21 protein-coding genes are annotated in these 23,696 nt (G+C 68.4%); 7 read left to right on the forward strand and 14 right to left on the reverse strand.

From position 1 onward, the window contains the following. Positions 1-28: 28 nt before the first annotated feature. The 5 genes from ACWENQ_RS34880 to ACWENQ_RS34900 are packed head-to-tail and all read right to left on the reverse strand — an operon-like array spanning position 29 to position 5,015. Entirely contained in the window at positions 29-931 is a 903-nt protein-coding gene (locus ACWENQ_RS34880) for a polysaccharide deacetylase family protein (protein ID WP_452418011.1), read from the reverse strand. Beyond that, a complete protein-coding gene (locus ACWENQ_RS34885) occupies positions 918-1,625 on the reverse strand; it encodes a fumarylacetoacetate hydrolase family protein (RefSeq protein ID WP_452418012.1) in 708 nt (235 codons plus the stop codon). Before ACWENQ_RS34885 ends, ACWENQ_RS34880 begins: the two co-directional genes overlap by 14 nt. Further along, the gene (locus tag ACWENQ_RS34890; RefSeq protein WP_452418014.1) at positions 1,622-2,875 is read right to left on the reverse strand and encodes an MFS transporter; all 1,254 of its coding nucleotides are present in this window, start codon (positions 2,873-2,875) and stop codon (positions 1,622-1,624) included. The genes ACWENQ_RS34885 and ACWENQ_RS34890 overlap by 4 nt, the downstream gene beginning before the upstream one ends. After that, the gene (locus ACWENQ_RS34895; RefSeq protein ID WP_452418016.1) at positions 2,872-4,263 is read right to left on the reverse strand and encodes an amidohydrolase family protein; all 1,392 of its coding nucleotides are present in this window, start codon (positions 4,261-4,263) and stop codon (positions 2,872-2,874) included. The genes ACWENQ_RS34890 and ACWENQ_RS34895 overlap by 4 nt, the downstream gene beginning before the upstream one ends. A gap of 2 nt (positions 4,264-4,265) precedes the next feature. Continuing rightward, on the reverse strand, positions 4,266-5,015 hold the full coding sequence (locus tag ACWENQ_RS34900) for a sulfite exporter TauE/SafE family protein (RefSeq protein ID WP_452418017.1): 750 nt from the start codon (positions 5,013-5,015) through the stop codon (positions 4,266-4,268). A gap of 57 nt (positions 5,016-5,072) precedes the next feature. On the opposite strand from ACWENQ_RS34900, the gene ACWENQ_RS34905 reads away from it, so the two are divergent. Both ACWENQ_RS34905 and ACWENQ_RS34910 read left to right on the forward strand, forming a co-directional pair. After that, the gene (locus ACWENQ_RS34905) at positions 5,073-5,756 is read left to right on the forward strand and encodes a GntR family transcriptional regulator (RefSeq protein ID WP_452418019.1); all 684 of its coding nucleotides are present in this window, start codon (positions 5,073-5,075) and stop codon (positions 5,754-5,756) included. 34 nt (positions 5,757-5,790) lie between these two features. Beyond that, positions 5,791-6,300 (forward strand): HAD domain-containing protein, encoded by a 510-nt coding sequence (locus ACWENQ_RS34910; protein WP_452418021.1) that lies wholly within the window; start codon positions 5,791-5,793, stop codon positions 6,298-6,300. A gap of 113 nt (positions 6,301-6,413) precedes the next feature. On the opposite strand, the gene ACWENQ_RS34915 is transcribed toward ACWENQ_RS34910, so the two are convergent. The 5 genes from ACWENQ_RS34915 to ACWENQ_RS34935 all read right to left on the reverse strand — a co-directional run bounded on the left by ACWENQ_RS34915 (position 6,414) and on the right by ACWENQ_RS34935 (position 11,391). Then, complete coding sequence (locus ACWENQ_RS34915) at positions 6,414-7,382, reverse strand: TIGR04500 family putative peptide maturation system protein (RefSeq protein WP_449914342.1); 969 nt, start codon at positions 7,380-7,382, stop codon at positions 6,414-6,416. Next, positions 7,379-8,353 carry an MvdC/MvdD family ATP grasp protein gene (locus ACWENQ_RS34920; RefSeq protein ID WP_449914345.1) on the reverse strand — a complete coding sequence of 325 codons (975 nt, stop codon included), beginning with the start codon at positions 8,351-8,353 and terminating at the stop codon, positions 7,379-7,381. The genes ACWENQ_RS34915 and ACWENQ_RS34920 overlap by 4 nt, the downstream gene beginning before the upstream one ends. 73 nt (positions 8,354-8,426) lie before the next feature. Continuing rightward, positions 8,427-8,588, reverse strand: a complete 162-nt coding sequence (locus ACWENQ_RS34925) for a hypothetical protein (RefSeq protein WP_449914347.1) — start codon at positions 8,586-8,588, stop codon at positions 8,427-8,429. A 243-nt stretch (positions 8,589-8,831) separates the two neighbouring features. Continuing rightward, positions 8,832-10,967 carry a peptidase domain-containing ABC transporter gene (locus ACWENQ_RS34930; protein WP_449914350.1) on the reverse strand — a complete coding sequence of 712 codons (2,136 nt, stop codon included), beginning with the start codon at positions 10,965-10,967 and terminating at the stop codon, positions 8,832-8,834. 13 nt (positions 10,968-10,980) lie between these two features. Then, positions 10,981-11,391, reverse strand: a complete 411-nt coding sequence (locus ACWENQ_RS34935; protein ID WP_449914352.1) for a hypothetical protein — start codon at positions 11,389-11,391, stop codon at positions 10,981-10,983. 262 nt (positions 11,392-11,653) lie between these two features. On the opposite strand from ACWENQ_RS34935, the gene ACWENQ_RS34940 reads away from it, so the two are divergent. After that, positions 11,654-15,148: a protein kinase domain-containing protein gene (locus ACWENQ_RS34940; protein ID WP_452418023.1), complete on the forward strand. Its 3,495-nt coding sequence runs from the start codon at positions 11,654-11,656 to the stop codon at positions 15,146-15,148. Between the two features lie 81 nt (positions 15,149-15,229). Here the strand turns inward: ACWENQ_RS34940 and ACWENQ_RS34945 are convergent, their stop codons facing one another. Beyond that, positions 15,230-15,844 (reverse strand): DUF6461 domain-containing protein, encoded by a 615-nt coding sequence (locus tag ACWENQ_RS34945; RefSeq protein ID WP_452418024.1) that lies wholly within the window; start codon positions 15,842-15,844, stop codon positions 15,230-15,232. Positions 15,845-16,098: 254 nt separating this feature from the next. Between ACWENQ_RS34945 and ACWENQ_RS34950 the strand changes: the two genes are divergently transcribed. The 3 genes from ACWENQ_RS34950 (at position 16,099) to ACWENQ_RS34960 (ending at position 19,742) form a co-directional block, all read left to right on the forward strand. Then, positions 16,099-18,357, forward strand: coding sequence for a hypothetical protein (locus tag ACWENQ_RS34950; protein ID WP_452418026.1), 2,259 nt, complete (start codon positions 16,099-16,101; stop codon positions 18,355-18,357). 254 nt (positions 18,358-18,611) lie between these two features. Continuing rightward, positions 18,612-18,986, forward strand: coding sequence for a hypothetical protein (locus ACWENQ_RS34955; RefSeq protein WP_452418028.1), 375 nt, complete (start codon positions 18,612-18,614; stop codon positions 18,984-18,986). Between the two features lie 546 nt (positions 18,987-19,532). Beyond that, positions 19,533-19,742 carry a hypothetical protein gene (locus ACWENQ_RS34960; protein WP_452418029.1) on the forward strand — a complete coding sequence of 70 codons (210 nt, stop codon included), beginning with the start codon at positions 19,533-19,535 and terminating at the stop codon, positions 19,740-19,742. On the opposite strand, the gene ACWENQ_RS34965 is transcribed toward ACWENQ_RS34960, so the two are convergent. Next, positions 19,732-20,001 carry a hypothetical protein gene (locus ACWENQ_RS34965; protein ID WP_452418030.1) on the reverse strand — a complete coding sequence of 90 codons (270 nt, stop codon included), beginning with the start codon at positions 19,999-20,001 and terminating at the stop codon, positions 19,732-19,734. The genes ACWENQ_RS34960 and ACWENQ_RS34965 overlap by 11 nt on opposite strands. A 216-nt stretch (positions 20,002-20,217) precedes the next feature. Here ACWENQ_RS34965 and ACWENQ_RS34970 point away from each other — a divergent pair, with 216 nt between their 5' ends. After that, entirely contained in the window at positions 20,218-20,685 is a 468-nt protein-coding gene (locus ACWENQ_RS34970; protein ID WP_449914364.1) for a peroxiredoxin family protein, read from the forward strand. 576 nt (positions 20,686-21,261) lie between these two features. Here ACWENQ_RS34970 and ACWENQ_RS34975 read toward each other — a convergent pair. After that, positions 21,262-21,876 carry a DUF6461 domain-containing protein gene (locus ACWENQ_RS34975; RefSeq protein ID WP_452418031.1) on the reverse strand — a complete coding sequence of 205 codons (615 nt, stop codon included), beginning with the start codon at positions 21,874-21,876 and terminating at the stop codon, positions 21,262-21,264. 776 nt (positions 21,877-22,652) lie between these two features. After that, complete coding sequence (locus ACWENQ_RS34980; protein ID WP_452418033.1) at positions 22,653-23,696, reverse strand: NADP-dependent oxidoreductase; 1,044 nt, start codon at positions 23,694-23,696, stop codon at positions 22,653-22,655.

The following is a 23,696-nucleotide window of genomic DNA, read 5'->3' on the forward strand; positions in this document are numbered from 1 at the left end:
CGGCCCGACGCCTCAGCCGGCGTCCTCGCTAGCCCGCGACCAGGGACTCGCGCCGCCATGGCGCGGAGCGCGCCTGAAGGTACCAGTCGAGAATCCGCTCGCCGGTCTGGAACTCGACGTCCTCGTGGGCGCCGATGTGCTGGAGAGCCTGCTCGAAGTACTTCAGGCGATGCGGCGCACCCATGATGTACGGGTGCACGACCAGCGCCATGACCCTGGCGGACTCCGCGGAGTCCCTGTAGAGCTGGTCGAACTGGTCGGCCGCCCGCTGGAAGTACTCCCGCGCCGGATGATGCTGGATCAGCATCATGGCCACGTCGTTGCACTCCTGGGTGTAGGGGATGTTCACGATGGGCGAGGTCCTGGTGGCCAGCTCCACCGGCTGGTCGTCCAGCACCCAGTCGCAGACGTACTCGTAGCCCTCCTCGACCAGGATGTCCGGCGTGTCCCAGGTCTCGGTCAGCCCGGGCCCCAGCCAGCCGCGGGGGCGCGCACCGGTCACCGACTCGATCGCCCGCGTGGTGGCCCGGATGTCGGCACGCTCGTCCTCGACCTTCTGCATGTTCTTCTGGGTGAAGCCATGGCCGATGAACTCCCATCCGCGATCCAGCGCCGCTCTGGCGATCTGCGGGTAGTGTTCGACGGCCTGGCCGTTGATCGCCAGCGAGGCAGGCACACGCTGGCGGTCCAGCGCGGCCAGGATGCGCCAGAAGCCGACGCGGTTGCCGTACTCGTGCCAGGCCCAGTTGGGGACGTCGGGGGCCGGGATGCCGCCCGCCGGAGGGGTCAGCACGGTTCTGGGCATGGGCTCGGTGTCGGACCAGGTCTCCACGTTGACGATGACCCAGACGACCATGCGCTTGCCACCGGGCAGGCGGAGTGCGGGGCGGCCGTCAATGGGGTCGTAGTCGAGCCGTTCACTGGGACGCATGGGTCTCTCCTTCGCTGATGGTCACAGTCAGGGCGGGCAGGCCGGTGATCTCGACGTCGATGCGGTCCCCTGGCTCCACGGCGGCGACGCCCGCCGGGGTTCCCGTGTAGATCAGGTCGCCCGGCATCAGCCGGTAGGAACGGGACAGGTGGCTGATGATCTCCGGGACGTTCCAGATCATCAGCTTGAGGCTGGTGTGCTGGCGTTGCCGGTCGTTGACGCTCAGCCGTAGCTCGCCCGACAGGATGTCGCCGGCCTGGCCGGCGGGAAGGATCGCGCCGCAGGGCGCCGAGTGGTCGAAGGACTTGCCGGCCTCCCACGGCTGCGCCAGGTCGCGGCAGTCCCGCTGCCGGTCCCTGCGGGTCAGGTCGATGCCGGCGGCGAACCCGAAGATGTGCGCGGGCGCCTCGGCCACGCTGATGTCGGATCCCGCCCGGCCGACGGCGACGACCAGTTCGCCCTCGAAGTGGAGGTCGCCGGTCCGCGGCGGATAAGGGATGGCGGAGCCGTCGGCGACGACGGCGTCCGTGGGCTTCTGGAAGAAGAAGGGGTCGTCGCGCTCGCTGCCCTCCTGCATCTCACGGATGTGGTCGAGATAGTTGCGCCCGACGCAGTAGACGCGGCGGACGGGGAAGGACTCCGGTCCTCCGCTGACGGGGACGGTCGTGGTGGGCAGCTGCCAGAGCGTGGTCATGATCGGTGATCCCGAGGAGAGAGGGTGGTGCTGAACAGGTGCGGGCGCAGGGCGAGCGCCAGGGCGGCGCCGAGCAGGGACAGACCGACGATCTGCACCATGCCCGCGGCGATCCAGCCGGTGGCCGCGACGAGCGTGCTGAAGAGGAGACCGGCCATGCCCGCCGCGACGTAGACGCAGGTCACGAACAAGCCGGCCGCCCTGCCCACCAGCTCGCCGTCCACGGACTTGACCAGGTAGCCGGCCGCGGCCACATACACGCCGCTGCTGGCGAAGAGCCCGAACAGGAAGGAGAAGGTCGCCTGCCAGGCCGTCGAGGACGGTCCGAGGAAGAGCACGCACCCGCACACGGCCACCCCGACGTTGAGCGCCGGCAGCACGACCCGCGGGCTCAGCCGGTCGGCCAGGTGCCCGCCGAGCGGGGAGGCGAACGCCGCCAGCCCGGACAGCCCGATGACGAAGCCCGCCCCTGCCGGGGTGTAGCCGAGCTGGCCGCGCAGGTAGCTGGCGTACAGGCCGATGAAGGCGAAGTCGGCCAGGCCGAACAGCGCGATGATGACCGACAGCACGAGCGGGTTGCGGGCGAGGAGCCTGCGTGCGCCGCCGGTATGCGGCGACGAGCTCGCGGCCTGGTCGGTCTCCGCGAGCTGGGGTGACACCAGCACCACGATGGCCAGCGCCAGGGCGATGCCGATGGCGCCGTACGCGAGCATCGGCGCCCTCCAGGAGCCGAACTGCTGCAGCAGGCCGCTGCCGAGCGCCGGGCCGATGAGCGAGCCGGCGGCGAACGCCATGTTGACGCTGCCGATGGCCACTCCACGGCGGGCCGGGAACGCGCTCGAGGCGACGGCGATGATCATCGCGAGCTGAAGCGCCTCGCCGACTCCGGACAGCACGCGCCACAGCAGCATGTCGGCGAAGCCGGCCGAGACCGCGGTCAGGGCCGTCGCCAGCGAGAACACCAGGGTGCCGACGACGATCGTCGGCTTGCGCCCAAGCCTTCGCTGCAGGTACCCGGCGGGCAGACCGGCCAGGCCCATTCCCAGGGCGAACACGGTGGCCTGCAGACCTGCCGCTTCGAGGCTGAAGCCGTACTCGGCCCGTACCTCGACCAGGAGGATGGGGAAGACCATGCGGTCCATGGCGTTGACGGTGTAGGCCAGCAGCAGCAGGCCGAACATCGCGACCGCGATCGTGGGCGCCAGGGTTTGCCTCGGCGGTGACGAGAGGGGGACGGAGGCGGCGTTCACGACAGACTCCTTTCTTCTGCGCTCGGTGATGGGGTGGTGGCAGCGCCCGCGGGCGGGTGCCAGTCGCCGGCCGCCGCGGCCCTGCGCAGCAGCGCGTCCCGGCGTGACGCGGCCATGGCGACGGGGTCGGCCTCGTCGTCGGCCTGGACGAGCCGTCCGTATCGCTTGAGGACCCGGCCGTCGGCGACGACGGTGTCGATGTTGTCGATCTGGCCCGTGTAGACCAGCGCCTGGACCGGGTCGCCCGACGGCACCAGGTTGACGTCCGACGAGCGGAGAATCACCAGATCCGCGCGCTTGCCAGGGGTGATCGAGCCGATGGTGTCGTGGAGTCCGAGGTCCCTGGCGCCGTCGATGGTCGCGAGCTGGAGCAGCCTGCGCGGCGTGACCGCGGGCGAGCCGGTGCGGGCCGCCTCCACCGAGATGATCGCGCGGAGGTGGCCGAGGATGTCCGCGCTGGTGGGCATGGCCAGCGTGTCCAGGGAGAGCGACACCTGCACCCCGGCTTCGAGCAGTTCCGAGACGAGCGGGAAGCCCATCGTCCGCATCTCGGTGAGCGGGCTCAAGGACACGCGGGTCCGGGTGCGGGCCAGAGCGGCGATGTCGGCCTCGTCGGCGTGCACCGCGTGGATGACCTGCACGTCCTCGCCCAGCAGGCCGAGCTGTTCGAGCCGGACGAGTCCGCAGCTCCTGCAGCCTTCCTCCCGCAGGCACCGGTCGCAGTGCATGGTGATCGGCAGGCCGAGGGCGCGCGCGGTCTTCCATTCGCGCTCGTACACCTCGGGAGGGGTCCGGTACGGCCCGCGCAGGGCGACGCCGAAGTCCAGCCGGCCGTCGAGGTGGTCGCTGGTCCAGCGTTCCCTGAGCTTGGCCAGGTCGTCGAGGTCGTTGGTGCGGTCGGACGGAGCGGAGTCGGGAGGGCCGTAGGAGAAGCGGCCGCGCAGGCCGGAGTCCAGGTGCGCCTGGATGTTGGCGTCGGCGTCCCTGGGTCCGCGGACGTTGTGGTCGAAGTTGTGGACCGTGGTGATGCCGCCGTTGACGGCCTCGGCCAGCGCGAGGCGGGCCGCCCAGTAGAAGTCGTCCAGCTCGAAGTGCCGGGCGAGCGCGCGCTTGACGGTGAAGTAGTCGGTTCCCTCGCTGTCGCCGACGGTGCCGCGCAGGAGCGAGTTCCACAGGTGCCAGTGCGTGTCCACGAAGCCGGGGATCGTGATGGTGCCCTCGGCCGCGATGACCTGCACGCCGCCGGGCTGGCGGCCGTTGGTGTGCGGGCCGACATCGATGATCTCGCCGTCACGGACGAGGATGTCGGCGTGCGGCAGGTCGCCGATGGCGGGATCCATCGAGATCACGTGAGTGCCCGCGATGAGAAGGTCGTGTCGTTGGCGCATGATCACCTCAGGAAGAGCGCGATGGAAAGCACGAGACCGAAGCCGACGATGAGCCGGCGAAGGTGGCGGGACGGCACGCGCCGGGCGAGCACCACCCCGCTTCGGCCGCCGGCGAGCCCGGCGAGCGACATGACGGCCACGGGGACCCATTCCACCGGGCCGAACGCGGTGAAGCAGAGCGCGGAGACCAGGCCGACGACCAGCGACAGAGCACTCTTGAGCGCGTTGAGCCTGTGCAGGTCCTCGCTCAGGAAGGTGCCCAGGACGGCGAGCATCATCACGCCGAGCCCCGCCGCGAAGTAGCCGCCGTACAGGGAGACCACGAACTGGCCGGCCAGGAGTCCCCGCCCGCCGGCGGCCGTCTTCGACTGGTCGAGACGCCGCGCGATCGCGCCCTGCGCGGCCAGGGCGACGACCGAGGCCAGGACGAGGAACGGGACGGCGGAGGAGAACCGCTCCGCGGGCGCGCTGAGCAGGATCACCGATCCGCACGCCGCGCCGGCGACGCTCGCTGGGGCGAGCCGGTGAGCTTCCCGGCCCACCGCTGCCAGCTCGTCACGGTATCCGGCGAGACCGCCCAGGTAGCCGGGCAGGGCGGCCAGTGCGCTCGTGACGTTGGCCGCCACGGGCGAGTAGCCCATGGCCAGCAGGGCGGGGAACGAGATCAGCGATCCTCCGCCCGCCACGCCGTTCACGGCCCCGGCCAGGAACCCTGCGGCGGCGAGCACTGTCACTTGCACGGTGTCCAACACGGCATCAACGTATGCATTGCATACAATGCATGTCAACACTCGTGCCATCAGTTTTGCATGCAACGTATACTGATCTACATGGCGGTCTCCTACGACTCACAGCCCGGCAGCGCCCACGCGGTGTACGTGGCGCTGCGCCGGCGGTTCTCAGACGGCCAGTACGCGCCAGGCCAACGACTGACGGAAACCGCGCTGGCGACAGATCTCGGCGTCAGCAGGACACCGGTGCGCGAGGCGATCGGCCGCCTCCTGGCCGAAGGGCTGGTCATCCCCGCCGCCCGCGGCGTCGCCGTCGCAGCGTTGAGCTCGAGCGAGGCCGCGCACCTCTTCGTGCTGCGCGCCGACCTCGAGGCCCTGGCAGCCGAGCTGGCCGCCACCAGGCAGGCACGAGGCGAGCTGGCCCCGGCCGACATCGACGCGCTCGACCGGGCGGTGGAGCAGGTGGAGGTCGCGGTGAAGGCGCGCGACGCCCGCGCGTCCGCGCAGGCGAACCTGGCCCTGCACCGCGGGATCGGAGCGGCGGCGGGCAACCCGTTCCTCGAGGACACCCTGCACCGGGTATGGGACCGGATCGCGGTCACGACCGTGGCCAACCTCGACGACCCCCACTGGGCGGGCGCGATAACGGACCAGCACCGCGCCATCGTGGCGGGCATCCGCGCCGGAGACCCGCAGACCGCCCGCCACGCCGCCAAGGCGCACATCGAAGCCGCCGGCCGCGCCTACAAACCGGCCACCTGAGCCCGCGGGCGCGCCGGGCGGCTATCCTGCGGCGATGTCTGGTTCCGCGGTCCGCCCGTTGCTGTTCCTTGATGTTGATGGGCCCCTCATTCCATTCGGGGCGCCACAACCGCAGGTCGGTGGGCACTCAGGCAACCGGACATCGCCACAGCTACGGCTGGCGGGCTCGAATCCACTGCTCTCGAGGATCGATCCCCAGCACGGTTTGCGGTTGTCGGCACTGCCCTGTGATCTGGTGTGGGCGACCACATGGATGGCCGATGCGAACGAAGTGATCGGTCCGTTGCTGGGCCTGCCCGAGTTGCCGGTGGTGGACTGGCCGGACTCGGATGAGGAGGGCCCGCTGCACTGGAAGACCCGCGGCTTGATCGACTGGGCAGCTGGACGCTCATTTGTCTGGGTTGATGATGAAATCACCGATACCGATCGCGCCTGGGTGTCCGCACACCATCACGGACGGGCCCTCCTCCATCGCGTTGACCCTCGCCACGGCCTCAGGGAAAGCGACTTCACCGTCATCGCTGACTGGTTGGCGCGGCGGTAACCGATCCACCCATGGGCATCGTTGCCGCTCTTCACAGCGCCATCACCTTGCCGGGAGCCTGAGCCCGGCCACGGGACGCCGCAGATGCGCAGATCAGAGGTTGAACGACATGTTCACAGCCAATGCCACGTGATCTGCGCCCCCTGGGCGGCGTCGGCCAGCCACTGATCGAAGGCGGCCTCTCCCGCGGCCTTCAGCGTGTCGGCGTCCTCCACGGCCTCCTGCCGTTCGAGGATCAAGCCGGTGAGGAAGCGTCCTTCGAAGGGAACCGGTCCGACGCCACCTCCGGCCGGTGCCTCTCGCAGAGGTGAGGGGAGATCGCCGGACCAGGTCCGGGCCTTGGTCAGCTGGAGCTCCCATCGGTCGGCGAGGGAGCCGTGGAGTTCGGCGACGTCGACCTCATCGTCTGACACCACCCAGGCCGCCCTTACCCGCGCGAACCGGTCACGATGCCGCGCCAGATATTCGGGGCCCAGTTCATCACGCATCCGGGTGCGGAACGTGTGGTCCCTGGCGATCGCCGCCATGTGGTCGTGGAACGCCTCGGCGCTCAGACCCATCCGGTCCAGCCACTCCTTCATGGCGTCCCGGCTGGTCAGGTCGCGCCGCCTGCGGAAGCTGTCCGCGGCCGCCTGGATGTCGTCCAGAGTGACCTGCTCCTTGGCGGCGGCGTCGCGCAGGAAGCAGAGCCGGACCAGCTCGTCCTGCGGCGACAGCCCGGGGCGGGTGAGCGAACGGAGCATGAGCATCGCCTCGGAAACGGAGACGTGCGTCCCGTTCACGGTCAGCAGCCGGCTGGCGGCCCAGTGCGTCGAATGATCGACGAGCCAGGACGCGCCGTCGTCCGCTTGGACGCCGATCATGATGGTGCCGCCCGACAGGTCGTCGATCAGCAGGTCGTAGTCGACGAGCGGTGACCCGGGACGCGGGCTGGCCACGAGCTGAGCTCCGAGTGAAGGATGCGCCGCGGCCCAGGCGTCAGCGGTGCGGTGTGCCTCCGCGACTGCGGAACGCCGACGGGTCAGCCCGCGGAGCAGGTTCACGGCGCTTTCCAGCGCCGGGCCGAGGGAGGATTGAGTCACCGCGCGTCCGTTTCTCCGGCTGCGAGCCAATCAGCGATGGCGGTGCTGATGGGCAGGCCGGTGAGATCTTCGATCCAGCCCCACTGGCCGTTGGGGTTGATTTCGAGAAACACGTACTCCCCTTCGGGGGTCAGGATGAGGTCGATCGCCCCGAACGACACACCGAGCGCGGCGACCAGGTCCACGCACCGGCGAGCCACGTCATCGGGCAGGTGATGCACGCTGTGCCGCGCGCGGTCGAAGTCGTAATGACGCCAGTCGTCCCGCGTACGCGGCGAGTCCTGCGAGGCGATCTCGGCGGCGAAGACCTGCCGCCCGACCACCGTGACGCGCAACTCCACCGCCTTGCGAACGTACGGCTGCAAGATGGTCGGCTCATGGGCGATCCGGCTCCGGCCCACGAGATCCCTCCGGTTCACCACGGTGGTGTACACGGTGTGCGCCTCGCCGTCGATCTGGAACGAGGTGTGCTCGACCGGTTTCGTGATCAGCCGACCGTCCGCCCGGTCATAGGCAGGCACCAGCTCGGACGGATCGTTGGTGATCACGGTCGGCGGCACGGCGAAGCCCAGTTCCTGGGCCACGGCCAGGTGGACCAGCTTGTTGTGCGCCCTGCGCAGCACCGGCTCCCGGCCCGGCAGCCATCGCGCGTCCAGCAGGTCCCAGAAGCCGTCGAGGAACCACTCCGATAGTTCCCCGACGCGATCCCGCAGGTCGGCCGCCGTGACCTGCTCCGCGGCACGCGGGGAGCCGGGGCGCCGGTACCACACGGCCGTCGTCGCGGCGAGGTCGACGACATCCCCGCCTCTGGCCAGGACGAGCCGGGTTCCGTCCGCGTCGAACCGGGCGGTCAGCCGGGCCGCCGGATACTCGCCGGGATCCCACCACAGAACGTCCACGCCCCGGGCTTTCAGCTTGGGCAGGACCATGTGAACCGTGGCGTCGCCGGGTTCACTCAGAATCAGCAGCAACCTTCCCCCTCAACCGCGTGGGAGGGACGCGCTGCCCTCCCACGCGGTGCTATGAGTTACGCGCCGGTCAGGACTAGTAGTCCGAGACCCACCCGTCGGACGGCTGGCCGTTCTCGCCGGCCGTGTGGTAGCAGCGCTCCATCCGCCGGCCGCCGGAAACGAGGCCGAGGTCGACCTCGGCGATCGGCGTCAGCTCGGCGCTCAGATCGTCCAGGTTCACGATCTTCTTATCCATGTTCTTTTCTCCTTCGAACGTGAGTTGTGAGCTTCGCGTGGAGACGTGCGAAGACGTCTCCAGCTCACGGATGAAGCACACAGCCCGGCCCTTGGAAACGGCTTGGAGGTGGCTGTGGGCAGGAGATGTCCCGAGTTCCTCTGAGTCGCGTGACCTCAGGACCTGGGCGTTCGTGCCGTCGCGCCGGATTCTTCGGGTGTCGATGAGGCGGATTCCAGCCGGAGCCGGTGCGGGACTTGGAGATCACTGCAGCGGATCCTGGCTGCTCACCAGCGCCGCGTAGTGACCGTCCAGCGCCAGCAGCTCCCCGTGCCGGCCGTACTCGGCGATCCTGCCGTTGTTGACCACCACGATGTGGTCCGCGCCGCGGACCGTGCTCAGTCGGTGAGCGATGACGATGCGGGTCTGGGTCAGCCGGGAGAGGTTGGCGTCGATCGCGGCCTCCGTCACCGTGTCCAGGTGGCTGGTGGCCTCGTCCAGGAGCAGTACGCGGGGCCGGTTCAGCAGCGCGCGGGCCAGGGCGATCCGCTGGCGCTGGCCGCCCGAGAGGCCGCCGCCCTCCGACAGCATGGTCTCGTACCCCATGGGCATGGCCGAGATGTCGTCGTGGATGCAGGCCATGCGCGCGGCGAAGACGGCCTCCTCCAGGGTGGCGTCGGGCCGGTTCAGGCAGATGTTCTCGCGGATGCTGCCCGAGAACAGCGCGGGCTCCTGGGTGACGACGCCGAAGTGGTGCCGCAGCGACGCGCGATCCAGGCAGGCCAGTGGCCGACCGTCGTAGCGGATCGTCCCTGTGGACGGCTCGTAGAGCCCCAGCAGGACGCGTGCCAGGGTGCTCTTGCCCGAGCCCGACCTGCCCACGAGCGCGACCTTCTCTCCGGCTCGTACGCGCAGCGAGATCTCGTGCAGCGTCCACGGCGACTGCGCGTCGTAGCGGAAGGAGACCCGGTCCAGCTCGATCTGGCCGTCCAGTTCGGTGACCGTGATCTGGCCGCGCGGTTCCGGCGTGGATTCCATGATGTCCCTCAGCCGCTCGACGTGGGTTCTGACGGTCTGGAGCGTCTGGCCCGCCGACAGCAGCGAGGAGATGGGTGCGAGCGCGGCGCCTGCCAGCCCGACCAGCGCCAGCGTCGCCCCCAGTTCGCCGTCGCCGCCGAGGACCTGCCAGCTTCCCGCCCACAGCAGACCGGCGGGCGCCAGGAAGCGGATGCTCTCGAGGACCGAGTTCACCCCGTTCTCGGTGACGCGCACGCGGGAGTCGGCGTTGAGGTAGGAGACGAACAACCGGGCCCAGGCGTGCGCGGCCTGGCGCTCGGCGCCGGACGCCTTCAGCGTCTCCATGCCGCCGATGGCCTCCATCAACCGCCCCTGGGCATCGGCCTGCGCGGCCAGCTCGCGTTGGGTGAGATCGCCGATGCGGCGCTTGGTAAGCAGCACGACCAGCGCCTGGATCAGGGCGAACGCCACCAGGCAGCCGCCCAGCGCCGGGGCCTGGACGGTCACCAGGACCAGGTATCCGAGTGCCAGCGGCCCGTCCAGCAGCGCCGCTGTGACCTGTCCGGTGATCATCGTACGGAGCACGCTCACGCTCGCGGTGCGCTGGATCAGGTCGCTGGTGCCGCGGTGCACGAAATAGCGGTACGGCAGGCTGAACAACTGCTGTATCACCTGGGTGGTGAGCAGCCCGTCCACGCGTATGCGCAGGTTGAGCAGGACGGTGGAGCGTAAGTAGCCGAGTGTCAGATGGATCAGGCCGAGTATCGCCAGTCCCACCCCGAGCACGACCAGCAGCCGGTCGGCGTGCACAGGGAGCACGGCGTCGATCAGCACCTTGGTGAACCCCTGCACCGCCAGTCCGGCAAGCTGCAGGAGCGCGGAGATGGCCAGGATCTGCACGAGGAGTCCCCGCTGCCTGAGCAGCATGGTCGTGAGGAAGGACGTCAGCCAGGGCGCCGCGCCGGGGTTTCCCGGCCGGAACCGCTCCGTTGGCGCGAAGGTGAGGGCCACGCCGGTGAAGCCGGCGTCGAACTCCTCGTGGGTCAGCCTGCGCCGGCCGGCCGCCGGGTCGGCAATGCTCACCGACGTCGCCGTCCACGCTTCAAGCACCACGAAGTGCCGGAACTCCCAGTGGACGATCGCGGGCAGCGGGATCTTCGCGAGATCCTCCGGCTCGAGGGAGAACGCCTTGGCCTCCAGGCCGTACTGCCGCGCGGTCGTGACGATGGCGAGCGCGGACAGGCCGTCCCTGCCGACTCCCGCGAGATCGCCGATCTCCCGGACCGTGGTCGGCCTGCCGTACCAGCTCAAGATCATGGCCAGGCAGGCGGCGCCGCATTCGGCCAGCCCGCTCTGCAGCCGCAGGGGAACGCGTCTTCTCATCGGAGTCTTCGCATCAGTGATCGACAAGAAGTTGTTCCAGAACAGTGCTGGAGCCTGTCTCCAGGACGAGGTCTCCCACCGCCGGGGACGTGACGGCCGACGGGCAGCTCACGACGATCTTCCGGCTCCGGCCCGGAAGGACCGCGCAGGTGAGATCGGTGTCGGCCACCCTGAGTACGGCACGCGCCCCAGACGTGACCCGGGGCCGGCCCTCCGGCAGCTCCGCCACGGCTCGGCCGTCGCGGAGCGTGGCGGGGACGCGCAGGTGCCCGGGAACGGGCAGTACGGCCAGCTCTGCCAGCACCACGGCGAGTACGGCCGCGGTCGCCCAGAAGGCGGCGAGCTCCCGGCGCGACGCCATCCAGAGCCGCTCGCGCCTGACGCTCCCCTGCGACAGCCGCCGCAAGGCGCTCTCGCGAAACATCACAGGTGTCCCCCGAGCGCTCAACGTTGACTCCTTCCGCCCGGAAACATCCGCATGGATCATGCCCATCGCGACTTGTGGATGACTTGGACCGAGCCTGGACGGGCGCGTCCCGGCCACCGCATGACCACGGCCAGAACCGAGGCGCAGGGCTCGGGGGCGAACTCCTCGACGTTGGGGCATCTCCACGGTTCCCGCGTCAAGACGGGGCAAGGCGGTCGGATGCGACAACTTTGGGCGAAGAATCTTCATCTAACGCGCCGTGGACGCACTGAGCGCGGGGGATCCGCAGCGCATCGGGGATTACTGGCTGGCTGGACGCCTTGGTTCGGGCGGCCAGGGAATCGTGTACGAGGCCTACGACCCCGAGGGACACAGGGTCGCCATCAAGGTGCTGCACGCGTCGGACGACGGCGGCAGCCGTGAGCGCTTCGCCAAGGAGGCCACCGCGGCCGGTCGGGTGGCCTCGTTCTGCACGGCCCGGGTGCTCGCCACCGACCTGGAGGGAAGCAAGCCGTACATCGTCTCGGAGTACGTGGCGGGGCCGAGCCTGCGCAAGGCCGTGAGCGAGGGCCGCAGGTTCACCGAGGACGACCTCCACCGGCTGGCAGCGGCGATCGCCACCGCGTTGACCGCGATCCACGACGCGGGCGTCATCCACCGCGACCTGAAGCCGGACAACGTGCTGCTCGGCCCGGACGGCCCGCGCGTGATCGACTTCGGCATCGCCCGCACCCTGGACATGTCGCTGACGAGGACGGGCGAGGTCTCGGGCACGCCCAGCTACATGGCGCCCGAGGTGTTCATCGGGCAGCGCGCGGGGGCGCCCGCCGACGTGTTCGCGTGGGGTGCCGTCATCGTGTTCGCCGCCACGGGGCAGGATCCGTTCAAGGCGGACAACCTGGGCGGCGTGATGCACCAGGTGCTGTCCTCGGCACCGGATCTGCGGGCGTTACCGCCGCGGCTGGCCCAGCTGGTGGCGGCCGCGATGGCGAAGGATCCCGCCGCCAGGCCCACGGCACGCGACCTGCTGCTCGCGCTGGTCAGCGGCAACGCCGCCGACACCAGGGCCCTGCTGGACGCGGGCAGCCGCTCGGCGCAGGGCGTGCACGGGCCCGACCAGGGTGATCCGGCGCTCGGCACGATCGCGGAGGACGCCTACGCGGCACTCGCGCCGGAGGAGCGCGACCTGGCCGCCGAGGTGTTCCTGCGGATGGTGACCGTGGACGAGGACGGGTACGAGAACGGGCGGTGGGCCTCGCGCGAGGAACTGTACGGCGGGCGCCCAGAGCGTGAGGCGGCGGCGGTCGAGCGGATCCTGCGGGCGTTCTCGTACGTGGTGACCACGAAGGACACCTCGGTCGCCCTGTCCAGGCCCGCGCTGCTGAGGGCCTGGCCGCGGCTGCGCATGTGGGTGGACGCCGACCGCGACGGCCTGGCCGTACTGGGCCAGATCTCCGCGGCGGCACGGCGCTGGTCCGACAACGGCAGGCGGGACGGCGACCTGCTCCAGGGCAGCCGCCTGGAGCAGGCGCTCGGCTGGGCGGCGACCGGTCGCCGTCACGTGACGCTCACCCCCGCCGAGCGGGACTTCCTGCGGGCAGGCACCGAGCTGACCAGGAAGCGGACCCGCCGCAGGACGCTGACCACCATCGCGCTGGCCGGGCTGCTGGTCGTGGCCATGGTCGCCGGAGGGCTGGCCGTCTATCAGCGGCAGCAGGCCGCCGAACAGCGCGACATCCTCACCGCCAAGCAGGTGGCGGCGGAGGCCGACCGGATGCGCACGACAGACCCGGTCAAGGCGATGCTGCTGAGCGTGGCCGCCTGGCGGGTCTCACCGCAGTCGGAGGCCCGATCCAGTCTCATCGCCTCCCTGCAGCAGCAGGAGACGGCGGTCTTCCGCGATCCCCTGGTCAAGGGCATTGCCCACCGTGCCCTCAGTTCGGACGGCCGCACACTCGTCAGCGTCAGCGAGGCCGGCGTGAACGTCTACGACGTCCGCACCGGCAAGCGCACCGGTGGCTGGGCCGGGCTGAGGATGAAGGACGGGACTCCCCAGGAGCCGGCGCTCAACAAGAGCGGTCGCCTGCTCGCCCTGATCATCGGTTCGGAGCTCGGCGTCTGGGACCTCGCCTCGGGCAGGCAACTGGTGCGGCGCTCCCTGTCGGAACGCGGCCAGTTCGGCGTGACGTGGGGTGAGCACGAGTCGATCCTCACCGTGATGTACCAAGGCGACATCGTCTACCTGTTGGACGTGGCGACCGGCAAGCAGTTCGGCAAGGCTCTCTACGCGGAAGGCGGCACGATGCCGTGGCAGGCTCCGCTCGTCGATCCGACAGGCGAACACCTGCTGCTGGCGGGTGGCCGCTTCGACGAGCTGGCGCTGCCGGGCTGGACCCCTGAGCGGCGCCTGGCGCCCTGCCGCATGCACCGGGACGTGGCGGCCTTCACCCCGGACGGCAAGACCGTCGCCTGCGCGGCCGCCACGATCGCGCTCGTCGACGCGGCGACCGGCCGCGAGCACAAACGGGGCGATGACGACTGGGCCTGCGACATCTGCTCGAAGTCCACGGCCCGGCTGCGCTTCAGCCAGGACGGCGACTACCTGGCCGCCTTCGCCGAACGCGAGCTGCGCGTGTGGAAGGTCGCCGACCGGCAGCAGATCCTCACCTACCGGGCCGAGGACGAGCTGACCGACGTTCGCTTCGACGCCGACGGCAGGACCCTGCGCTACCTGTACGACAACATGGTCATCAGCCTCGACCTGGCGCCGAGAGCCGGCGCCACCCATGTCCGGAAGGGAGTGGCGAAACTCAGTCCCGAAGGACGGTGGGCGGCGATGGAGGATCCCGACCAGAACCGCCTCGGGCTCTGGGACCTGCGCGCCCGCAAGGAGGTGGCGACCTTCCCGCTCGGCGAATTCGGGGCATGGGGATTCGACCGGACCGGCACACGCATGCTCGTCGCCGACATCACGAGCGTGCGGCTGATCGACCTCGCGACACGCAAGAAGCTCTGGCAGATCTCCACGCCCCACACGGACACGAACAACCCCGAGCGTGCCGACTTCAGCCAGGACGGCAAGACGGTCACACTCACGCTCCAGCCGTCCACCCAGGAGGGCGACTTCCGGCTCCTCGTGCTGGACACCGCCGGCGGGCGCCTCCTGCGCACGTTCAGCTCGCGGATCGACGGCGGGCCGTACACGCCGGACGGGCGCCTCGCCTCGACTTTCGGCAGGTTCGTCGACCCCACCGCCGGCAAGCCGGTCGACGCGGCCTTCGATGTCGTACGCGGCGCCTCGGTGGTGGCCGTCAGCGGCCAGGGGCGGCTGGCGTTCAGCGCCGGTCCGGCCGGCCGCATCGCGATGTGGACGGTCAAGGGCCCGGACCTGCTCACGCCGGTCCTGCGCGGGACGACGGGTGAGATCGAGGAACTGGCCTTCTCCCCGAAGGGCGATCTGCTCGCCAGCGTGACCAGGGAGGGCATCCTCCAGATCTGGGACGTCAACACCATGCGGCGGCTCGGCGGCGCGTTCAACCTGCACGGCTCCCAGATCACCTCGCTCGCCTTCAGCCCGGACGACTCCACCGTCTACGCCGCCGACTGGGGTTCCGTCTACAAGATCCCGATCGGTGCCGAGCGGATCGTCCAGGACGTGTGCCGCCGCGCCGGGCACCCGCTCTCCCCGGCCGACTGGGCCGCCTTCCTCAAGGACGTGCCCTACCGCGACATCTGCCCGGCCGGGCAGCCCTAGCGGGGCGGCCTTTCCTGCCCGACTCATGACACCCAGGAGCGGGCCCCTCTTTTCCATGCACGAGGGTCCCGCCTCGTTCCGTCAGCCCGTCAGGAAGAACGGCGCTTCGCCAACCCACTCCTCACTCAGCCTCACTCCTGTGGCGAGCTCGACAGCCGTCAGAGCGGCAGCCCGCCAGCTTTCCCCCTTCTTCCACTCGAAAAGAGGAAGGACCGCCTGCACCTGCGGCCACCGCTCCCAACCCGGCAGCCCCATCGCCTCTTCGGCGTACATGGCGTTGAAGGAGAGCACCATCTCCCCGTCGGCGGCGAAGCCCACGGAATTGGTGCCGTTGACGTTCCAGTAGGCGCTGTAAGCTCGTCCACCCACGCTCAGGCGGGGAAGCACCGGCGGATAGACGCCCTGAAAACCGTTGTACTCGAAGAGCGCGACATGCCGATCCGAACGATCGACGAGCATGGCCCAGGGCGCGTCATCCGACAGATCCATGAACACCTCCTCATGCTCGAAGGTGTCCGTCTCGTGGACCTCGTAGTGTCCCGCCCCACTCACCCGTTCACCGAGTTCCGCGAGACCTGACGGAGACCCGTCGTGGGGCACGACCACCGTCCAGCAGATGGCCTCTCCCATCCAGCTGTCATCGAGCAACCGCCGGTAGTGCAGGTACGCCTCACGCGCCATCCGCTCATCGACCACGCTTGACCTCCATCGACCCAGGGCGAGGAAAGATCATCCCAAGCAGGGCCGACAGAAGCGCAGCCGCTGCTTCTCCTCAGCCCGCCACTCGAGGCTCGGTCGTCGCCGGCGCCTCAGCGCCCACAGGCCGGCCATCGCTCATGTCTGGCCGTTCTCCTTCCGTCGAGGTGGGACCAGGGTTCGGCCCGTTGATCATCGATTCGGGTCCGGCTAAGGTCGAGGGATTTGTCGGCTAGATCTCCCTGGAGTCACGCGTGCGCCGCTATCGTTTCGGCCGGCTCGCCGGGCTGGTCGCCGGCGGCTACGTGGCCACGGTCGTCGTGCTCGGGGTCATCGCGATGGCCGGAGGCGACAGCGGGGTCCTTGTGTGGGCCGCGGCGCTGCGGTGGGTGAGGGGGCCGGTCACCCTCCAATGGTGGGAGGCGCTGTACCTGATCTTCCTTGGCGGGGTACAGGGCTGGATGCTGTGGCAGATTCTCCGCGGACGGGTGTCGGGAGAGAGGTCCCGAAACGAAGGGGCCGTCTGCCGTCTGCGGCTGGCGCTCTATCTCAACGCCGCCTCCTCCCTGGTCTTCCGGGTGGTGCCTTCGCCGTGGTGGGTGGATCTCCTCGACGGCATCGCGTGGCTGGCGCTCGTGCTGCTGTTCCCTCGCGTGCTGATCCGTACCTCCCGCGCGCTGCGCGTCACCGCGCTGGTGGTGGGGGCGTTCATCGGTGTGCGCGCGATCGGTGGGACCGTGGCCGACGCGTTCGACCTCCGTCTCGCCGAGGGGATCCTCTCCTTCGGCCTGCTGGGCGGTCTGCCGTGGATCCTGTGGATGGTGCTGATTCTGGCGGCCCAGGCGAAGGACGGCAGGTGGGGAAGGACCACCGTATGGGTGGGAGCCGCCTCCGTGACGCTGCCGCACCTCCTGGTACCCATGCTTGGCAACCCGTTCATGTACCTGGCCGACGGCGGGAACGGCTTCGGGCTGATCTCTGGTCTCTACTCCACCGCGGGCTTGCTCGGGCCGGTCTGGCAGGCTCGTTCCGCCCACGATCTCGCCAGTCCGCCCGCGCGGGCCGTACTCGAAAAGGATGGTCCGGTCCGGGCGCCGTCCCGCTGGTGGCCGCTGGCGGTGGTGGCCGTCGCGCTCCCGGCGGTTCCAGCGGTCGTGAACCTGGCTCGGGGTGTACCGCGCTGGATCGGCCCAAGAGGCGTGATCGCGTCATACTTCGAGACGAACGCGGGCTTCTACGGACCGTCCGTGCTGTGGACGGCCTTCGACGTCCTCATCGGGGTGGGCGGCCTCGCCGCCCTGGTGCTCGTCGCGGTGGTGAGGAGGACCCGCCGCCTGGTGCGAGCCACGGTCTCCGCCCTGTTCCTGGCCGCTGTGGTCGGGGTCGTCAGCAGGTTCACCCCCTCGCGGCCCGCGGAGGACAGCGCCGAATCCTGGTCCATCAACCCCGACACGCAGCCCGACTTCCTCCGCCTCTTCACCTGGGACGGCGCGACCTTCTCCGGCATCTCGCCGTTGTGGTACAGCATCGCCTTCGTCGCGGCCGCCCTCCTCCTGATGTTCCTCTACGGCGGCAGCCCGGCGGACCGCTCCCCGTTCCAGATCGTCGTGACGGCGGTCGCGTCGGTCGCGGCGCTTTGCTTCGTCCCGGCGGCGGACCAGGCGCCCGGCCAGATCACCACGGAGCGGGAGTGCCAGCGGTCGCGCGACGGCCGCGGGCTGTCCGGCGAACGGAGCTTCGTCTGCGCAGTGCGCGAGTCGGCCGTGCTGAAGGTCGCGAAGAACGCTCCCGACCCTTTCGTGGTCGCCTACGGTCACCGGCTGTGCGGCATCTACACCCGCAACGACCCGCAGGAGCTCGCGCAGGTTCGGCGTACGGACGGTGTCGAGGTCCGCTCGCTGACCTACTCTCTGGCCGGGATCTGCCCGAGCGCCGCCGCGGTCGTCAAGGCGGAGGGAGAGCGGGAGGACCGCGAGATGCGGGAGTGGGAGGCGACGCAGCAGCGCATCTGCGACGACTCGCCCCGCCACCGGCCGCTGACCAAGCCGGTGGCGGCCATCGTCCAGCCAGAGCCCGTGTGGACCGACTACGGCAACCTGGAAGCCTTCGATCCGGAGATCACCGAGGACCCCTACGAGGCCACTGCGACCCATGAGGACGAGCTGGTAAGGGTCGCCCCTGGCCACCTCGCCGTCACCGTCCACTCCGACGTCCCGCTCTGCGTCACGACCGAGACCTACACCCGCCGCCCGCCCGTGGAGACCAAGGGCTGGCACCAGGTCGTCGAGGTCGGCTACGACAGCCTGAACGGCGAGATCGAGCTGGCCGACCCGATGGGCGGCGACCCGCTCCCCGACCTCGCCGTTCGCGGCAAGGGCCACTACCGCATCCGCGTCCACTACGCCTGGCTCACCTTCGAAGGACAAAAGTACGCCGGGCAACGACTGCTGATCATGTCCTACCCGGGACAGGGCGACGACGCCGTCGTCCACCGCGAACGCGTCAAACCCTGACGCCAGTGGATCGAGGCCAGGCGGTAGAGATCAAGCCGCACACCCCCAAGGGTTGCGGCTCGACTTGCAAGATCCATCTGACCTTCGGACCAGCAGGTGAGAAGGAGCCGACAGCCTGGCTGGCCGAGGCCCACCTGGGAAAACCCGCTCGATCGTGCGGCTGATCGAGAGTACGCTGACGGACGCTTCGTCTCGCTTGTCGCTGATTTCGGCACTCCCTCGGCGCAGGGAGCAACAGTGCAGGAGACCTTTTCATGGCGATCCCCAAGAAGGGCTCACGGCTCATCACCGTCGACGGCGTCGCCTACCGCTGGCGGGTCCGCCACAAGCCCACGTACTGCGAGGGAAACAGCTGGGGACCGCTGACCTTTGCGGTGGAGCTGGCCGATGGACCGGGCCGCGTTCTCTTGGTATCACTTCCCTGCTCTCGGCCGGACGCATGGTACGGCGAGCGGACGATGTCCATACGGCCGGCGCTCGTGACAGCGACCATACGCAGGGCCCGTGCGCGCGGCTGGAACCCATGCCAGGCGGGCAACGCCGTCAACGTCAGCCTCACCGATGACGACCTCACCGACCTGATGAACGGTCAGCCACCTGCCTTCGACGTTCCTTTCATGCGGAGATGACCGACTCCGATCGCAGGCGACCTCCCTTTGCAGGTGCAGCCATCGGACCGCAGCCCAGCCCCGGCCAGGGGCTGAGCGGTCTCCGATGGCGCCTATCGTGCGGGCCCAGTGGCCAGCGATCGGACTTTGGAAGTGAGATCACCCATTCCGGATCTTGGTGCCAGCGCGGGAAGATCGCCGACGGTTCACCCGGACAGCCAACAGCAACGCGAAACCCCTGCTGCTCGCCTGCGTACTCTCGGCAATGCGGGAGTAGGCGCTGGCATCGCGCTTGCCGGGGTTGCAGCCAGTATCAGGACGTCCCTCGCCGGGGTACTGATCTTCCTGGTTGTCGCTCTGATCGGATTCGGCCTGCGCATCGAGGCTGTGCTTCGCGAGCGTCGGCAGCAGCCTCAGTTCGTCTCTTCGATCAGGCGAGGAACGCGCTGCATCTCGGGCAGAGCGTCGTAGAGGGCGTCTTCTGGGCTGTACCCGTCCACGAATCACAAGATGGGATACGGAGGAGCAGACATGCTCCATCGTTGCTACAGCAGACTCCCTGCCGCCTTGCTTGAGACCTACCTGATCGCTGACCGCTGGGAGCTGATGTCGTTGCTGTACGAGCTGCCGCACAGCGTCCACGTCACCTGCAATGGATTGCAGTTCCTCTCCAAGGACGGGCTGCGGTTCGTCGGCATGCCGCTCGGTGTGCGCCCGGCGGGGCTAGCTCTGATTCCGGTGAATCCTTTCGCGGTGCGGGGGCCTCCTATGAGGTGATGGCCACACTTAGGAGGGAGATGGCATGGGTGACGTCGTGATGCCGGCGGCGCGGCAGGCGCTCTTCAGCATCTCGTTCCAGCGGGGGCAGAAGGCAGACGCGGCTGACCGCTCCTCGGCGAGCGTGCAGCTCAGGTTCGAGCGCCATGACGAGGTGGAAGCCGGTCTGGTGACCTCTACCGAGGGCGCGGCCATCCGGCACCTGGAAGCCGAACTGCTCGTGCGGGCAGTCCAGGAGTCGCCAGATGTCATCGATCATGTGACATGTCCTGGGCCACGCGGGGCGGAGAGTCACAGAGGTGCTCGGCTTGCAACGTCGCGATCAAGTCCCAGCCACACCTGGCCCGCATCAGGCTCCGGCTCGACTTGGGCGACATGACGGGCCCGCGGAAAGCTCGCATGGCTCCGGAACAACCAGCGCCTGACTGACCTGTGTCGACCGTATTTTCCACAACCTTTGAAGGGAAGTTTCGCCATGCTCGAAACCGGATCGCCCGCGCCTGACGTAGTGCTGGAGGACACCGATGGCAGGGCCATCCGCCTGTCCGACTACCAGGGCAATCATGCCGTGCTGATCTATTTCATGCGGTCGACGTCGTGCCCGGTCTGCAACAGGCACGTCCAAGACCTCATCCGGCGTCGTAACGAGTTTGCAGCTGACGACGTTCACGTGCTTGTCGCGGTTCCTGAGGACCGTCAAGAGGCGGCCGATTGGAAGGCCAAGCGCCAGGTCCCGTTCCCCGTCCTCGTGGGCCGCCAGGGCACCCCGCACGAGATGGTCGGCTTGAGCAGAAAGGTCTTCGGCTCGATGCAGCAGTCAGGCAGCATCCTCATCGATTCCCGCGGCATCATCCGCCATGCTCACGGCTCCACCATGCCCACCAGCGGCTACGACAAGAAAGGGATCGCTGCGGCCATCCAGGGTCTCCGCGCCCACACATGATCTGGAAGGGCACCCGGACCAGCCGCGACCTCGCCTGCGAGTCGCTGATGCTTGCACAGGTCACCCGCTCCACGACGTCTCCGAGGTCCTCGGCAGGACGTCTACGTCACCTTGTGGAGGCAGACAAGCGTGCGGCGACGCGTCCGTCAACGAGCAAGCGGCGACAGCCGCCGACGTGTTCGCCGACGCCGTCAAAAACGCCGCCTGAAGATCCATGCGAGCGTTGCGACCGAAAAGATCACCGGGTCAGTGTTCGAGGGGGGAGACATCTGATCGGTTCGGATACTGGACCCAACTGATGACCATGGTCGGGGCCTGCTTTCAGAGGGTGGTGAAGCAGGCCCATCGACGAGAGGAGACAGCGGCCTCCCAGCCGTCGCGGGTCAGTGCACAGAGGGGAGGCCCACTTTGGCCGCGAACTCGGCGGTGAAGACGACCATGACATCATCGGTACCCAGGGAGTAGTCCTCGGCCGGCGGCCATGCCGCTGGTCTCCCGGCGGCTATCCACACGGGCCTCTCCCGCGAGCACACCGCCGACCCGCCTGGCTCCCCCATCATCCGCAGGCTCGTTCCGTCAGCCCGTCAGGAAGAACGGCGCTTCGCCAACCCACTCCTCACTCAGCCTCACTCCTGTGGCGAGCTCGATAGCCGTCAGAGCGGCAGCCCAACAGCTTTCTCCCCTCTTCCACTCGAAAAAGGGAAGGACCGCCTGCACTTGCGGCCACCGCCCCCAACCAGGCAGCCCCCTCGCCTCTTCGGCGTACATGGCGTTGAAGGAGAGCACCATCTCGCCATCGACGGCAAAGCCGATGGAGTTGGTCCGGTTAACGTTCCAGTAGGCGCTGTACGCTCGCCCACCCACACTCAAGCGGGAAAGTACTGGTGCATAAACGCCCTGAAACCCGTTGTACTCGAAGAGCGCGACATGCCGATCCGAACGATCGACAAGCATCGCCCAGGGCGCGTCATCCGACAGATGGATGAACACCTCCTCATGCTCGAAGGTGTCCGTCTCGTAGACCTCGTAGTGTCCCGTCTCACTCACCCGTTCACCGAGCTCCGCGAGGCTTGACGGAGACCCGTCGTGGGGCACGAGCACCGTCCAGCAGATGGCCTCTCCCATCCAGCTGTCATCGAGCAACCGCCGGTAGTGCAGGTACGCCTCACGCGCCACCTGATCATCAACCACGCCTGACCTCCATCAACCCAGGGCGATGAAAAGATCATCGCAGGCAGGGCCGACAGAAGTCGGAGAGGTTGCTGCTGTACGGAGATCAAAAAGGCCCTCCCGGCTCACTCGGGAGGGCCTTTGAGGTGCAGAGCCGACGAGGGGAATCGAACCCCTGACCTTCTGTTTACAGGGAGTAATCGAGTCGTCCGCGAGCGTCCACGGATGACGCAGGTGCCTGTTCACGGGGGTATTACGCCTCCGGGATTCCGTTCGCCGTCCACGGTCGTCCAGGACCGTTGTCAGCACCCGGCGTTAGCAAAGATCAGTGGTCATCCTGCGTCCCAACGGCGATTGGCCACGGTATGCCGATGCCAAGTGGACCCGGACCGCAGGGCCGCCAGGCCCGAGGACCGGAAGCCACGCGGCAGCCTGAAGCACCCGCTTAAGAGAGCGGTAACTGTGCGGTCGGCTTATTCCGGTTGACCTGCACGAATGCTTAGCACAGGCAGCATCGCTTGCAAGATCATCCCGTATCTGTCCCGCAGTTGGCCACCGGGTCAGTCCTTATGAGTGTGTCTCATACAGACACCACGCTACTGACCGGCCTCCGCCTCACTACGCGGCATTGGATCGCGTAGCGACGTCGTAGGCGCCCTTGACCCACCAAGGTGCGGACAGCTGTACGACCCGCTACCGAGGTTGATGTTCTCGATAGCGGACCACGCCTCGACTATCTCCTACCCACCGAAGCGGAGCACTTCATAGCCCTTTGAAGAGGCCTCCCAAGCGAGGTCTCAATCTGCTACCCGCACAAGTAGCTTGCCCAAGTTTTCGCCGCTGAACAGCTGGTGGAGAGCGTGCGGGGCAGCTTCAATGCCGCCGTCGACGATTGTCTCGTCGTAGTGGAGCTTACCTTCGCCGAGCAGCCCAGCGAGGTATGTGATCGCCTCTTCGAAGCGGTGGGCCCAGTCAAGTACAAGGAAGCCCTTGATCGTCGCCCGCTGCATGATCAGCTGGACTATGTTGGTGAGACTTCCCGTGTGTTCGCCGCCCTGGTTATAGCTGTTGTACTCGGAAATCATTCCGCACAGGGAAACCCGGGCACCGATGTTGAGCCGCATCAAAATGTGATCCATGACCGGCCCGCCAACGTTCTCGAAATCGACATCGATCCCATCCGGTGTGGCGGCGTCGAGCTGCGCACGCCAGTCAGCGGCGTGGTGGTCGATGCAGGCGTCATAGCCGAGAACCTTGACGGCGTGCTGGCACTTGCTGGGACTGCCAGCAATGCCAATCACCCGTCCCGCCCCTTTCTGCCTTGCGATCTGACCGGCAATCGAGCCGACCGCACCGCAGGCGGCGGAGATGACGATTGTCTCTCCCTCTTTCAAATCGGCCAAGTCGATCCCGAGATAGGCCGAGATGCCGGTGTGGCCGAGGACGCCGAGAAAGGCCGACTCGGGTGCCGGCAGTGGGGTCGGCAGGACAGTAAGCGGCGCCTCCAGCTGTGAGTCGTCGGCAAGGACCAGTTCCTGCCAACCGGTGAAGCCGCTGACAGTGGCCCCGACCGGCATGTCTTCGCGCCTGGATGCGACTACTTCGCCGACGCCGAAGCCACGCATCACTGCGCCGATCGGGACCGGAGGTTCGTAGCTACGCATATCGCTCATCCAGACGCGAGAGGTCGGGTCGAGCGAGAGAAGCTTGGTGCGGACCAAGGCCTGACCGTCGGCCAGCTCCGGTACCTGCTCTTCAACCAGTTCGAGGTCACCGTCGGCGAGTTGCCCGACGGGTCGGCGTCGTAGGCGGTAGGCCCGGTTGATGCGGTTGCCAGTCAT

The organism is Nonomuraea sp. NPDC004354 (assembly GCF_053602555.1).